General features: G+C 59.5%; 12 protein-coding genes and 1 pseudogene. 8 read left to right on the top strand and 5 right to left on the bottom strand.

What is annotated here, in order from left to right:
- Both JL015_RS10085 and JL015_RS10080 read left to right on the top strand, forming a co-directional pair.
- Positions 1-108 (top strand): annotated as a pseudogene (locus JL015_RS10085) (threonine dehydratase); the annotation flags it as partial.
- Positions 109-321: 213 nt separating this feature from the next.
- A complete protein-coding gene (locus JL015_RS10080; protein ID WP_201018358.1) occupies positions 322-717 on the top strand; it encodes a DUF2269 family protein in 396 nt (131 codons plus the stop codon).
- 12 nt (positions 718-729) lie between these two features.
- Here the strand turns inward: JL015_RS10080 and JL015_RS10075 are convergent, their stop codons facing one another.
- Complete coding sequence (locus JL015_RS10075; protein WP_201001398.1) at positions 730-1,383, bottom strand: HAD family hydrolase; 654 nt, start codon at positions 1,381-1,383, stop codon at positions 730-732.
- Between the two features lie 142 nt (positions 1,384-1,525).
- Here JL015_RS10075 and JL015_RS10070 point away from each other — a divergent pair, with 142 nt between their 5' ends.
- From JL015_RS10070 to JL015_RS10050, 5 genes are all read left to right on the top strand, one after another.
- Positions 1,526-2,005 (top strand): RNA pyrophosphohydrolase, encoded by a 480-nt coding sequence (locus tag JL015_RS10070; protein ID WP_025262356.1) that lies wholly within the window; start codon positions 1,526-1,528, stop codon positions 2,003-2,005.
- Positions 2,006-2,026: 21 nt separating this feature from the next.
- A complete protein-coding gene (gene ptsP, locus JL015_RS10065) occupies positions 2,027-4,306 on the top strand; it encodes a phosphoenolpyruvate--protein phosphotransferase (RefSeq protein ID WP_201018357.1) in 2,280 nt (759 codons plus the stop codon).
- Positions 4,307-4,476: 170 nt separating this feature from the next.
- A complete protein-coding gene (locus JL015_RS10060) occupies positions 4,477-5,259 on the top strand; it encodes a sulfite exporter TauE/SafE family protein (protein ID WP_201018356.1) in 783 nt (260 codons plus the stop codon).
- A 51-nt stretch (positions 5,260-5,310) separates the two neighbouring features.
- Positions 5,311-6,117 carry a prolipoprotein diacylglyceryl transferase gene (gene lgt, locus JL015_RS10055; protein WP_201001401.1) on the top strand — a complete coding sequence of 269 codons (807 nt, stop codon included), beginning with the start codon at positions 5,311-5,313 and terminating at the stop codon, positions 6,115-6,117.
- Between the two features lie 52 nt (positions 6,118-6,169).
- Positions 6,170-7,141 (top strand): thymidylate synthase, encoded by a 972-nt coding sequence (locus JL015_RS10050; RefSeq protein WP_201001402.1) that lies wholly within the window; start codon positions 6,170-6,172, stop codon positions 7,139-7,141.
- A 63-nt stretch (positions 7,142-7,204) separates the two neighbouring features.
- Here the strand turns inward: JL015_RS10050 and cadR are convergent, their stop codons facing one another.
- Positions 7,205-7,651, bottom strand: coding sequence for a Cd(II)/Pb(II)-responsive transcriptional regulator (gene cadR / locus JL015_RS10045; RefSeq protein ID WP_201018355.1), 447 nt, complete (start codon positions 7,649-7,651; stop codon positions 7,205-7,207).
- An 82-nt stretch (positions 7,652-7,733) separates the two neighbouring features.
- Here cadR and JL015_RS10040 point away from each other — a divergent pair, with 82 nt between their 5' ends.
- Positions 7,734-9,971 (top strand): heavy metal translocating P-type ATPase, encoded by a 2,238-nt coding sequence (locus tag JL015_RS10040; protein ID WP_201018354.1) that lies wholly within the window; start codon positions 7,734-7,736, stop codon positions 9,969-9,971.
- 69 nt (positions 9,972-10,040) lie between these two features.
- Here JL015_RS10040 and hutG read toward each other — a convergent pair whose 3' ends face one another.
- From hutG to JL015_RS10025, 3 genes are read right to left on the bottom strand one after another with little or no spacing between them, the layout of a single operon-like run.
- Complete coding sequence (gene hutG / locus JL015_RS10035) at positions 10,041-10,841, bottom strand: N-formylglutamate deformylase (RefSeq protein WP_201018353.1); 801 nt, start codon at positions 10,839-10,841, stop codon at positions 10,041-10,043.
- Positions 10,842-10,852: 11 nt separating this feature from the next.
- Positions 10,853-12,058 carry an imidazolonepropionase gene (gene hutI, locus JL015_RS10030; RefSeq protein WP_201018352.1) on the bottom strand — a complete coding sequence of 402 codons (1,206 nt, stop codon included), beginning with the start codon at positions 12,056-12,058 and terminating at the stop codon, positions 10,853-10,855.
- Between the two features lie 16 nt (positions 12,059-12,074).
- Entirely contained in the window at positions 12,075-13,451 is a 1,377-nt protein-coding gene (locus JL015_RS10025) for an amino acid permease (RefSeq protein WP_201018351.1), read from the bottom strand.
- Positions 13,452-13,454 lie beyond the last annotated feature (3 nt).

Raw genomic sequence — 13,454 nt, 5'->3', positions numbered from 1 at the left:
GTGGTGCCGGAAGAGGAACGGCATCTGGTGGGCGCAGCGCTGGAGGAGATTGGCTATCCGTATTGGGATGAGAGCCAGAATCCGGCGTACAAGCTGTTTCTGGGGTAAGCGATCTGTGGGTGTAATGCTGATCTAAGGCATGCATATCACCTGCGGGATGGGCCTTGGCCGCGACGACTTGCTTACAGGCAACATGTTTTCAGCGCCTGAAACTATGCTGTCGCGGCCAAGGCCCCCTCCCACGGATTGTGATTCCAGCCACCCGATTTCCACCTTGATTTGCTACGCTCAATACAGCTTCGCCAGCAAGGGATGTCCGCAATGGAATACATCACAGCGCTGAAAACCCTGCATATAGCCGCCATCACGCTATGGTTGCTCAGCGCCTTCGGGCTGGCTTTCTGGGTCATCAAGAAGCATGTTCATGACCGCCTTTTGCAACGCCCGGCCTTGTTTGTCTGGCTGCTGATGGCCGTCTGCCTGGCGATCCTGCCTTTCAGCGGCTGGTGGCTGGTTCATCTGCTCGGCTGGTCACTGGGGCAGACGTGGGTGCTGGCCAGTAGCGTGCTTTATGTTGTGGGGCTTTTCAGTTGGGTCTGGCTGGTGAGTCGGCTGGCCGGGAAGGCTGGCAATCTGCGGTTCACCTTGGCGCTGGCAGTCATTACCACCGTCTGCCTTATAGTGATGGCCGGTCTGATGGTCTTCAAACCGGCTTGATCGCGGCATTTCTCAACGCAGGGAAATCACCTGCCAGCCGCGCTTCTCTGCTTCTGCACGCAGTTTCGGGTCCGGGTCCACGGCCACTGGATGGGCGACCTGTTCCAGCAATGGCAGGTCATTCATGGAATCGCTATAGAAATAGCTGCCTTCCAGACTGAATGCGTTCTCTTCAAGCCAATGATTGAGCCGAGTCACCTTGCCTTCACGGAAGCAGGGTATACCTGTCGTGCGGCCGGTATAGCGCCCGTCGATCTGCTCGCACTCGGTCGCCAGCAAGGTGTCGATCCCCAGGCGGGCGACGATTGGCGCGGTGACGAAGCGGTTTGTGGCGGTTATGACCACCAGTTTGTCACCTGCGTCGCGGTGTTTGGCGATCAGTTCCAGCGCCTTGGGCAGTACGATAGGTTCGATGCAGTCGCGCATGAAGTCCCGGTGCCATTCATCAAGCTGGGCCATTTCTGTGCGACCCAGGATTTCAAGGCTGAAATTCAGGTAGTCGGTCAGGTTGAGCGTGCCGGCCAGGTAATCTTCATAGAATGCGTCGTTGCGCGTTTTGTAGGCCACGGCATCGAGGATGCCGCGTTCGCACAGGTAATCGCCCCAAGCGTGATCGCTGTCACCGCCCAGAAGTGTGTTGTCGAGGTCGAATAAAGCCAGGCGCATGTGGTTACTCGCTGAAATAACTGAAAAAAGAGCACAAGAATACGAGGTTTTCACAAGACTTCACATAAGGTGCTAAGGCTCGTTGCTGCTTTGATCGCCTTTGTGGAACAATGCGGCGACATGCGTTTGCGAGGTTGTTGCCGTGATCGACCCCGATGGTTTCCGTCCTAATGTCGGGATTATTCTGACAAACGATGCTGGTCAGGTCCTATGGGCTCGGCGTATTAACCAAGATGCCTGGCAGTTTCCGCAGGGTGGAATCAACCCTCAGGAGACGCCGGAAGACGCGCTTTATCGTGAATTGAATGAAGAAGTCGGGCTGGAACGACAGGATGTGCAGATTCTGGCCTGTACCCGAGGCTGGTTGCGCTATCGTCTGCCGCAACGACTGGTCCGTACTCATAGCCAACCGCTATGTATCGGCCAAAAACAGAAATGGTTTCTCCTGCGCCTGATCTCCAACGAGCAGCGGGTGCGGATGGATTTGACCGGTAAACCGGAGTTCGATGGCTGGCGCTGGGTCAGCTATTGGTATCCGTTAGGCCAAGTGGTGACATTCAAGCGCGAGGTGTATCGACGCGCACTCAAAGAGCTTGCCCCGCGCCTTTTATCGCGCGACTGACACGGAGTTCGACCCCGAGCCATGCTCAATACGCTGCGCAAGATCGTCCAGGAAGTAAACTCCGCCAAGGATCTCAAGGCGGCGTTGGGCATTATTGTGTTGCGCGTCAAGGAGGCCATGGGTAGCCAGGTCTGCTCGGTCTATCTGCTTGACCCCGAAGCCAACCGTTTTGTGCTGATGGCTTCCGAGGGTCTGAACAAGCGCTCCATCGGCAAGGTGAGCATGGCGCCGAACGAAGGCCTTGTGGGCCTTGTCGGTACCCGCGAAGAGCCGCTGAACCTCGAAAACGCTGCCGATCACCCCCGTTATCGCTACTTTGCCGAAACCGGTGAAGAGCGTTATGCCTCTTTCCTGGGCGCGCCGATCATCCATCACCGTCGTGTGGTTGGCGTGTTGGTGATCCAGCAAAAGGAGCGGCGTCAGTTCGACGAAGGGGAAGAAGCCTTCCTCGTCACCATGAGTGCCCAACTGGCAGGCGTAATCGCCCATGCCGAAGCCACTGGCTCGATCCGCGGTCTGGGTCGTCAGGGCAAGGGTATCCAGGAAGCCAAGTTTGTCGGCGTGGCCGGTTCGCCCGGTGCGGCGGTTGGCGTGGCGGTGGTCATGTTGCCACCCGCCGATCTGGAAGTGGTCCCCGATAAAGCTGTCACTGATATCGATGCCGAACTGGCGCTGTTCCAGAATGCGCTGGAAGGCGTGCGCAATGACATGCGTACCCTGTCAGCCAAGCTTGCGACCCAGTTGCGGCCTGAAGAGCTGGCACTGTTCGACGTTTACCTGATGATGCTCGACGACGCTTCGCTGGGTAGCGAAGTGACCAATATCATCAAGACCGGCCAATGGGCGCAGGGTGCCTTGCGTTCGGTGGTGAACGAGCACGTCAACCGTTTCGAGCTGATGGACGACGCCTACTTGCGCGAGCGTGCATCGGACGTCAAGGATTTGGGTCGCCGCTTGCTGGGTTACCTTCAGGAAGCCCGGCAGCAGGCACTGGTCTACCCCGACAACACCATTCTGGTCAGTGAAGAACTGTCACCGGCGATGCTGGGTGAAGTGCCGGAAGGCAAGCTGGTCGGGCTGGTGTCGGTACAGGGCTCGGGTAACTCCCATGTCGCGATTCTGGCGCGGGCCATGGGGATTCCCACGGTCATGGGCCTTGTGGACTTCCCTTATTCCAAGGTGGATGGCATCGACCTGATCGTCGATGGCTATCACGGTGAAGTCTTCACCAACCCCAGCGACATCATGCGTCAGCAGTTCACCAAAGTGGTGGAGGAAGAGCGCCAGCTGTCCCAAGGGCTCGATGCCCTGCGCGAGCTGCCTTGCGTGACGCTGGATGGTCATCGCATGCCGCTGTGGGTCAATACCGGCTTGCTGGCTGACGTCGCACGTGCCCAACAGCGTGGCGCTGAGGGTGTGGGCCTGTATCGTACCGAAGTGCCGTTCATGATCAACCAGCGTTTCCCGAGCGAAAAGGAACAGCTGGCCATCTACCGTGAACAACTGGCGGCCTTCCATCCGCTGCCGGTGACCATGCGCAGCCTGGATATCGGCGGCGACAAGGCGCTTTCCTACTTCCCGATCAAGGAAGAGAACCCGTTCCTGGGCTGGCGCGGCATTCGCGTCACCCTCGACCACCCGGAAATCTTCCTGGTGCAGACCCGCGCCATGCTCAAGGCCAGTGAAGGTCTGAACAACCTGCGTATTCTGCTGCCGATGATTTCCAGCACCCATGAAGTGGAAGAGGCCTTGCACCTTATCCATCGCGCATGGGGCGAAGTCCGCGACGAAGGCACCGATGTGCCGATGCCGCCTGTAGGCGTCATGATCGAAATTCCGGCTGCTGTCTATCAGACCCGCGACCTGGCCCGTCAGGTGGACTTCCTGTCCGTGGGCTCCAACGACCTGACCCAATACCTGCTGGCGGTTGACCGCAACAACCCGCGTGTCGCCGACCTCTACGACTACCTGCACCCGGCGGTGCTGCAAGCGCTGCAAAGCGTCGTGCGCGATGCCCATGCCGAAGGCAAGCCGGTGAGTATCTGCGGCGAGATGGCGGGCGATCCTGCTGCGGCTGTGCTGTTGATGGCGATGGGCTTTGACAGCCTGTCGATGAACGCCACCAACCTGCCGAAAGTGAAATGGATGCTGCGCCAGATCAACCTCAGCAAGGCCAAGGAACTGCTGGCCCAGTTGATGACCAACGACAACCCGCAAGTGATCAGCAGCTCGCTGCAACTGGCGCTGCGCAATCTGGGCCTGTCCCGGATGATCAATCCGGGGTCGGTCAAAGGGCATTGAGGCCGCTTCGACTGTATCGATCTGTCGCGGCCAAGGCCCCTCCCACAGGTTTGGTGTCCGTAGGAGCGCGCTTGCCCGCGATGCGTTTCAGCCCCTCCACGTTTCATCGCCCACCGCTAGAGCATCAAGCCGTGCTCCGGTAACATGCCGGACTGATTTTGGGGGCTCCCATGGAATTTGTGCTCTATCTGGCCCTGGGTGCCTGTGCGGGTGTGCTGGCCGGCCTGTTTGGCGTTGGCGGTGGCATCATTATCGTTCCGGTGCTGGTGCTCAGCTTCGGCCTGCAAGGTTTCGATGCGTCGGTGCTGACTCACCTGGCGGTCGGGACCTCTCTGGCGACTATCGTATTCACGTCGATCAACTCCGTTCGCGCTCATCACAGCATGGGCGCGGTGCGTTGGCCGATCTTTGCATGGCTGACGGTGGGCATTCTGGTGGGCGCAGGCCTCGGCTCGCTGACAGCCAGTTACATTGCCGGGCCTTATCTGCAGAAGATCATTGGTGTGTTCGCCCTGCTGGTCGCCTTGCAGATGGCGCTGGATCTGCGGCCCAAGGCCAGCCGTAGCGTGCCCGGCAAGCCAGGCCTGACAGCGGCAGGTGTGGTGATCGGCTGGGCTTCGGCGATTTTCGGGATCGGCGGCGGCTCTTTGACCGTGCCGTTCCTGACCTGGCGCAGCGTGTCCATGCAACAGGCGGTAGCAACTTCAGCGGCGTGCGGCTTTCCTATCGCGTTGGCAAGTGCAATAAGTTTCATGATTCTGGGCTGGCACGATCCCCAGCTGCCACCGCATAGTCTGGGCTTCGTTTACCTGCCCGCGCTGCTTGGCATTGCGGTCACCAGTATGTTTTTTGCGCGCTTCGGCGCCCGGCTGGCGCATAAACTGCCGCCACGTCTATTGAAACGACTGTTCGCTGCGCTGCTGTTATGCGTGGGCACCAGTTTCCTGATTTAGCTGTCTTTCGGATTCAGTCGCTCGCAAGAGCGTTCCAATTGAGGAGTTGCAATGCTGCCTTACCCGCAGATTGACCCGGTAGCCGTATCCCTCGGCCCGCTGCAAATTCACTGGTATGGACTGATGTATCTGGTCGGCATAGGTGGCGCATGGCTGCTTGCGTCGCGTCGCTTGAATGCTTTCGATCCGACCTGGACCAAGGAAAAACTCTCCGACCTGATTTTCTGGCTGGCCATGGGCGTCATTGTCGGCGGGCGTCTGGGTTATGTGCTGTTCTACGACCTGTCGGCTTATCTCGCCAATCCGCTGTTGATCTTTGAAGTCTGGAAAGGCGGCATGGCCTTCCACGGCGGTTTTGTCGGCGTGATGCTGGCGGCCTGGTGGTTTGGCAGACGCAATGGCAAGACTTTCTTCCAACTGATGGACTTCGTTGCTCCGCTGGTGCCGATTGGTCTGGGTGCCGGGCGTATCGGCAACTTCATCAATGCCGAGTTGTGGGGCAAGCCAAGCGATGTGCCATGGGCCATGGTCTTCCCGCCGTTCAGCGACCCGGCGCAACTGGCGCGTCATCCATCGCAGCTGTATCAGTTCGCCCTTGAAGGCGTGGCGCTGTTCATCATTCTCAACCTCTATGCACGCAAACCGCGCCCGACCATGGCCATTTCCGGCATGTTCGCCCTGTTTTACGGGATCTTCCGCTTTATCGTCGAGTTCGTCCGCGTGCCGGACGCGCAATTGGGCTATCTGGCGTGGGGCTGGGTCACCATGGGGCAGATTCTGAGTCTGCCGATGATTATCGCTGGTCTGGCCATGATCTGGCTGGCCTACAAGCGCGAACCTGCCAAGGCAGCGGCTTAATACTGAAACGCCGGGTGATGTTGCCCGGCGTGTTCAACGATGCAGGTAATTTATGAAGCAATATCTTGAACTAGTCGCCCATGTGATCAAGCACGGGACCTTGCAGTCCAACCGTACCGGCGTGAACACCATCAGTTTCCCCGGCGCGATGCTGCGTTATGACCTGCAGGAAGGTTTTCCGGCGATCACCACACGGCGTATGGCCTTCAAGTCGGCCATCGGCGAAATGGTCGGTTTCCTGCGTGGCGTCAGCAATGCAGCCGAATTTCGCGAACTGGGCTGCAAGGTCTGGGATCAGAACGCCAACGAGAACGCTCAGTGGCTGAACAACCCGTTCCGCAAGGGCGAGGATGATCTGGGCGAGATCTACGGCGTGCAGTGGCGCAAATGGCCGGCCTACAAGCGTATTGAAACCAGCAATGCGGCGGCGATTGAACTGGCCGTCAGCCAGGGTTACAAGCAGATCGCAGAGTCCGAAGAGGATGGCCAGAGCTTTGTGGTGCTGTACAAGGCCATCGATCAGATTCGCCAGTGCGTCGACACCATCATCAAGGATCCGGGCAGCCGCCGTATCCTGTTCCACGGCTGGAACTGCGCGCAGCTCGATGAGATGGCCTTGCCACCTTGTCACCTGCTTTACCAGTTGCACCCGAACCCGCAGACCCGGGAAATCTCCCTGACGCTGTACATTCGCTCAAACGATCTGGGCCTCGGAACGCCGTTCAACCTGACCGAAGGCGCTGCACTGCTGAGCCTGATCGGCCGCCTGACCGGCTACACGCCGCGCTGGTTCACCTATTTCATCGGTGATGCCCACGTCTACGAGAACCACCTGGACATGCTCAACGAACAGCTCACCCGTGAGCCGTTCCCGATGCCGAAACTGGTCATCTCGGACCGCGTGCCCGAGTTTGCCAAGACCGGTGTCTATCAGCCTGAATGGCTGGAACTGATCGAACCTTCCGACTTCTCGCTGGAAGGTTACGAGCACCATCCGGCGATGACAGCACCGATGGCGGTATAGGTGGGAAAGCTGCAAGTTTTGAGCTGCAAGCTACAAGCTGCTTGAGGCTTATAGCTTGCAGCTTCAGTGCCCATGACTCTTGCCCACATGGGATGGCTCGCCTTCGGCAGCCGCCACTGCGCCTGTCACTTCCAGCCGTTCCAGAATCCCGCAGTGGTCTGACTTGCCGTCGCCGCAACGGCGGCGCAGGTCCAATAGTTGCTCCTGTAAGGCTTGCAGGCTGGCGATGCGGGCGTTGACGTGTTCGATGTGTTCGTCGATCAGTGCGTTGACGCTTTCGCACTGGTCCTGCGGGCTGTCGCGCAGGTTGAGCAGGCTGCGGATTTCTTCCAGCGTCATGTCCAGGCTGCGGCAGTTGCGGATGAACGACAGCCGCTCTACATGCGCCTGGGTGTACAAGCGGTAATTGCCGTCGCTGCGGGCCGGTGCAGGCAGCAGGCCTTCACGCTCGTAATAACGAATGGTTTCAACCTGAGAATCCGTCAACTTCGCCAGTTCGCCGATCTTCATATGTTTCATCTCGTTTGAGCGCTTGACCCTATAGTGGCTACAGGGTGTTCACTTGGCAACAAGTAGATCCCGGGAGCGGACCATGGGCCAGATTACAGATATTTCTCCAAAGCACGATGATCATAAAGACGGGCACAAGCACGTTGCGCATGCTCATTCCTGCTGCTCCGGCGCAGCCGCGCCTGCCACTGTCACTTTTGATGAGGCGCCCGCAGCCAGTGGGCGTTTGAGCAGTTTCCGCATCGAGCAGATGGACTGCCCGACCGAGCAGACTCTGATCCAGAACAAGCTGGGAAAGCTGCCCGGTGTGCATAAGCTGGAATTCAACCTGATCAATCGCATCCTTGGCGTCTGGCATGACCTGCCGACGACCGAACCGATTCGTGAAGCCATCGGTGCGTTGGGCATGCAGGCCGACCCCATCGAGGAAGGCGCGAGCCAGGATGTGCCCGCGGCACCTGCGCCGAAAAAGCATTGGTGGCCTCTGGCACTGTCCGGCGTGATGGCGCTGGGCGCCGAAATCGTCCATTTCGCTCAGCTTGGCCCAACCTGGGTCGTTGCGCTGCTGGCCATTGTTTCTATCCTCAGTTGCGGCCTGACCACCTACAAAAAGGGCTGGATCGCGCTGAAGAACTTCAACCTCAATATAAACGCCTTGATGAGCATCGCGGTGACCGGCGCGGTCCTGATCGGCCAATGGCCTGAAGCGGCGATGGTGATGTTCCTGTTTACCGTGGCCGAACTGATCGAGGCCAAGTCTCTGGATCGTGCTCGTAACGCCATCAGCAGTCTGATGCAGTTGACGCCCGATGTGGCGACCGTCAGGCAGAGTGATGGAAGCTGGGTTGAAACCGAGGTCAAGAGCGTCGAATTGGGCGCTATCGTGCGGGTTCGGCCGGGTGAGCGGATCGGCCTTGATGGCGAGGTGGTGTCGGGTAACTCGACCATCGATCAGGCGCCGATTACAGGCGAAAGCCTGCCTGTGGAAAAAACCGTGGGTGACAAGGTGTTTGCCGGCACTATCAACCAGTCCGGGTCGCTTGAGTACCGAGTGACGGCTGCCGCGAGCCATTCCACGCTGGCGCGGATCATCCATGCGGTGGAAGCGGCTCAAGGCGCGCGGGCTCCGACCCAGAGTTTTGTCGATAGCTTTTCGCGAATCTACACACCGGTGGTTTTCCTGACCGCACTGGCCGTGGCCCTTGTTGCGCCACTGTTCTTCGGCGGTGCCTGGTTTGACTGGATCTACCGGGCATTGGTGTTGCTGGTTGTTGCCTGTCCTTGTGCTTTGGTGATTTCTACCCCGGTGACCATCGTCAGCGGTCTGGCCGCTGCGGCCCGCAAGGGGATCCTGATCAAGGGTGGCGTCTATCTGGAAATGGGCCGCAAGCTCGATTACCTGGCCCTCGACAAGACCGGCACCATCACCCACGGCAAGCCCGTGCAGACCGACTATCTACCACTGGATGTGACTGTCGCCGACAATGCGCCAGCCATTGCTGCCAGCCTGGCTGGTCGTTCCGATCATCCGGTTTCCCAGGCCATCGCCAAGGCGTCGGGGCAAGGGCAGGGCGTGCATGAGGTCAGTGCGTTCGAGGCATTGCCGGGGCGTGGTGTGAAAGGCGAGATCAATGGCCGGCTCTACCACTTGGGCAACCACCGTCTGGTCGAAGAACTGGGGCTGTGCTCGCCGGAGCTTGAAGCCAGGCTCGATGCGCTGGAAATACAAGGCAAGACCGTGGTTCTGTTGCTGGATACCTCTGGCCCGCTGGCGCTGTTCGCGGTCGCCGATACGGTCAAGGACAGCAGCCGCGAGGCTATCGCCCAGTTACACGAGCTTGGTATCAAGACCCTGATGCTGACCGGTGACAACCCGCACACCGCCAAGGCCATCGCTGCGCAAGTGGGGATCGATCAGGCTCAGGGCAATCTGCTGCCTGTGGATAAGTTGCAGGCCATTGAAGACCTGTATACCCGCAAGCATCGCGTCGGCATGGTGGGCGATGGCATCAACGATGCACCTGCGCTGGCCCGTTCGGAGATCGGTTTCGCCATGGCAGCGGCGGGCACCGACACGGCCATTGAAACTGCTGATGTCGCACTGATGGACGACGATCTGCGCAAGATCCCGGCGTTTATCCGACTGTCACGCGATACTTCGGCAATTCTCAAACAGAACATTGCGTTGGCGATTGTCACCAAGGTGTTCTTCCTGGGGATTACCTTTGCGGGTATGGCGACCATGTGGATGGCGGTGTTTGCCGACATGGGCGTGAGCTTGCTGGTGGTATTCAACGGGTTGAGATTGCTCAAGAAGTGAGCAATTTGGGGTTTTTTCGCGAATGAATTCGCTCCTACCGTAGGAGCGAATTTATTCGCGAAAGCGTAATCAACCAAACCTCTCCTGCCCCCAGGCAATAAAGGTCTCCAGCAACCCCTTCAATACCTCTTGGGTCGGCGCAGCAAGATCAGGGCGGTAATGGAAAGGGGCGAACTCTTCCATGTAGGTGTTCTGCGCCAGTTCCAGCTGTACGGCGTGGATATTGTTGGCCGGGTCGCCGTAATGGCGGGTGATATGGCCGCCCTTGAAGCGGCCATTGAGCACATGGCTGTAGTCCTTGGCCGCTGCACACAGGCTTTCCAGCCTGCCTGCCAGTTGCGGATCACAACTGGCACCGTTGAAGGTGCCGAGGTTGAAGTCCGGCAGTCGCCCGTCGAACAGATGCGGGACGTGGCCGCGAATGGAGTGGGCATCGAACAGCAGCGCATAACCGAACTCATCGCGCAGGCGTTGCAGCTCTTGCTCCAGGGTCTGGTGGTAAGGTACCCAGATCTGTTGCAGGTAGCTGGCGCGCTCGGCCGCGTCGGGTTCCTGGCCGTCCTTGAACAGCGGCACGCCGTCGAACAGGATCGAAGGAAACAGCCCGGTCGTCGCACCGGCATACAGCGGTTTGTCGTCGGACGGGCGATTGAGGTCGATGACGAAGCGCGAATACTCGGCAGCCAGGGTGCTGGCCCCCAGTTCGGCGGCGAAGTCGTACAGCTGCGGGATGTGCCAGTCGGTATCCGGCAGGCTCAAGGCTTCGTCCACCAGCCCGGCTTCGACTGCCGGTGTCAGCTTCAAGCCGGCATGAGGCATGCTGATCAGCAGCGGGACCCGGCCACGCTTGAATGTCAGAACGTTATCCACAGGGCTCTCCTTCAGATCGATGATTCGACGCCGTGGCGCACGATACGTTTGTCCAGATCGCCGCCCAGCCAGTAGGCCAGATCGGCAGGGCGTTCGATGTTCCAGGCGACGAAGTCCGCTACCTTGCCGGTTTCCAGCGAGCCATGGGTTTTATCCAGGCCCAGTGCCTTCGCAGCATTGAGGGTGACGCCCGCCAGGGCTTCTTCGGGCGTCATGCGGAACAGTGTGCAGGCCATGTTCAGCATCAGGCGCAGTGACAGGCCGGGCGAGGTACCGGGGTTCATGTCGGTGGAGATGGCGATAGGCACGCCATGCTTGCGCAGGGCTTCCATCGGCGGCAACTGGGTTTCGCGCAGAAAGTAATAGGCGCCCGGCAGTAGCACGGCGACGGTTCCGGCAGCAGCCATGGCAATGGCATCGTCTTCGGTCATGAACTCCAGATGGTCCGCCGACAAGGCCTGATAACGCGCCGCAAGGCTTGAGCCGCCCAGTGACGAAAGCTGTTCGGCGTGGAGTTTCACCGGCAAGCCCAGTTGCTTTGCGGTGATGAACACCTGCTCGACCTGAGCTGGCGAAAACGCCAGGTACTCGCAGAACGCATCCACGGCATCCACCAGACCTTCCTCGGCCAGTGCTGGAAGCATTTCGTCGCAGATATGCCGGATGTAATCGTCTGCGCGGTTGGCGTATTCCGGTGGCAGGGCGTGGGCAGCCAGGCATGTGCTGCGCACGGTGACGGGCAGGCTGCTGCCCAGGCGACGGATCACCTTGAGAATCTTGCGTTCGCTTGGCAGATCCAGGCCGTAGCCGGACTTCATCTCTACCGTGGTCACGCCGTCGCGAAGCAGATGCTTCAAACGCCGTTTGGCACTGGCGAACAATTCGTCTTCGCTGGCCGCTCGTGTTGCCCGCACGGTGCTGGCAATGCCGCCACCCGCAGCGGCGATGTCGGCATAGCTCACACCTTGCAGGCGCTGCTCGAATTCACCGCTGCGATTGCCACCGAACACCGTATGGGTGTGGCAATCGATGAGGCCCGGAGTAACCCAGGCGCCGCCCAGGTCTACGGTGCTGCCAAAATCAGTTTCCGAGAGCTGATTGTGAGGCCCGATCCAGTGGATGAACTCTCCAGAGGTCACGATGGCGGCATCCTCGATGATCGAGTAGTTGCCTTGCGCCATGGTTGCGATGTGACAGTTCTTCCAGAGTGTTGTCATCCCGGGCCTCCTTGGGTCATTGGGTGTTTTTGGTATGTCTGGGTTTTATCCACAGGTAGTAGGCGATAACCAGCAGCACAATCCAGATCGCGCCGACGATCAGCGCAGCCCGGTTGTTCGGGAAATAGCCCAGCACGCCGAAGATGAACAGCATGAAGACGATGGCGGCAGCCGGCCCATAAGGCCAGAACGGCACCGGGAACTTCAGTTGTGCGACTTCTTCGGGGGGCATGGAACGGCGCATGGCGACCTGGGTCAGCAGGATCATCAGCCATACCCAGACCGTGGCGAAGGTGGCCAGCGAAGCGATGAGCAGGAAGACGTCCTTGGGGATCAGGTAGTTGAGGAGCACGCCAGCCAGCAGCGTCACGCCCATCACCACGACCGTCATCCATGGCACGCCCTGACGCGACAGCCTGGCGAAACCGGCAGGTGCCTGACCTTCAAGCGCCATGCCATACATCATGCGGCCCGCGCCGAAGATGTCGCTGTTGATCGCCGACACCGCTGCCGAGATCACCACGATATTGAGAATGGTCGCTGCCGAGGCGATGCCCAGATTGTCGAAAATCTGCACGAACGGGCTGCCTTGGGTACCGATCTGCGGCCATGGGTAGATGGACATCAGCACAAACAGCGTCAGGACGTAGAACAATAGAATGCGCAGCGGCACGGCATTGATGGCCTGTGGCAGCGTGCGTTGCGGGTTCTTGGCTTCGCCGGCCGTGATGCCGATGATTTCGATGCCGCCAAAGGCGAACATCACCACGGCCAGCGAGGCGATCAGGCCGCCAATGCCATTGGGCATGAAGCCGCCGTGGGTCCAGAGGTTGCTGATGCCGATGGTGTTGTCACCGCTGGATGAGCCGATGCCGAACAGCATGATGCCGAAACCTGCGACGATCATCGCCACGATGGCGCCGACCTTGAGCAGCGATAGCCAGAACTCGGTTTCACCGAAGACCTTGACGTTGCACAGGTTGAGCGCGCCGATCAGGAACACGATGCCCAGCACCCAGATCCAGCGTGGCACTTCCGGGAACCAGAAGCCCATGTAGATCCCGAACGCGGTGACATCGGCCAGACAGACAATGATCATCTCGAAAGCGTAGGTCCAGCCCAGCACGAAACCCGCCAGAGGGCCGAGGTAGCGGCTGGCGTAATGGCTGAACGAGCCGGAGGTCGGGTTATGCACGGCCATCTCGCCCAGGGCGCGCATGACCATGAAGACCGCCGCGCCGCCGATCAGGTAAGCCAGCAGAACCGCAGGCCCCGCTTGCTGAATCGCGGCGGCGGAACCATAGAACAACCCTGTGCCGATGGCAGAGCCCAGAGCCATGAAGCGAATGTGGCGGGCGGATAACCCGCGTTTCAAACCATCTTTTGACGTCATTTC

Source organism: Pseudomonas cichorii (assembly GCF_015471405.1).
Classification (GTDB): Bacteria; Pseudomonadota; Gammaproteobacteria; order Pseudomonadales; family Pseudomonadaceae; genus Aquipseudomonas; species Aquipseudomonas serbiensis.
The sequence above is the reverse complement of the archived record's forward strand: the minus strand, read 5'-3'. Positions and strand labels throughout refer to the sequence as shown.

Bases quoted from the DNA above. Each gene is read 5' to 3' on its own strand.
- hutI (WP_201018352.1), bottom strand. From the start codon at position 12,058: ATGACAACACTCTGGAAGAACTGTCACATCGCAACCATGGCGCAAGGC.
- cadR (WP_201018355.1), bottom strand. From the start codon at position 7,651: ATGAAGATCGGCGAACTGGCGAAGTTGACGGATTCTCAGGTTGAAACC.
- JL015_RS10050 (WP_201001402.1), top strand. From the start codon at position 6,170: ATGAAGCAATATCTTGAACTAGTCGCCCATGTGATCAAGCACGGGACC.
- lgt (WP_201001401.1), top strand. From the start codon at position 5,311: ATGCTGCCTTACCCGCAGATTGACCCGGTAGCCGTATCCCTCGGCCCG.
- JL015_RS10025 (WP_201018351.1), bottom strand. From the start codon at position 13,451: ATGACGTCAAAAGATGGTTTGAAACGCGGGTTATCCGCCCGCCACATT.
- JL015_RS10075 (WP_201001398.1), bottom strand. From the start codon at position 1,383: ATGCGCCTGGCTTTATTCGACCTCGACAACACACTTCTGGGCGGTGAC.
- JL015_RS10060 (WP_201018356.1), top strand. From the start codon at position 4,477: ATGGAATTTGTGCTCTATCTGGCCCTGGGTGCCTGTGCGGGTGTGCTG.
- JL015_RS10080 (WP_201018358.1), top strand. From the start codon at position 322: ATGGAATACATCACAGCGCTGAAAACCCTGCATATAGCCGCCATCACG.
- JL015_RS10040 (WP_201018354.1), top strand. From the start codon at position 7,734: ATGGGCCAGATTACAGATATTTCTCCAAAGCACGATGATCATAAAGAC.
- ptsP (WP_201018357.1), top strand. From the start codon at position 2,027: ATGCTCAATACGCTGCGCAAGATCGTCCAGGAAGTAAACTCCGCCAAG.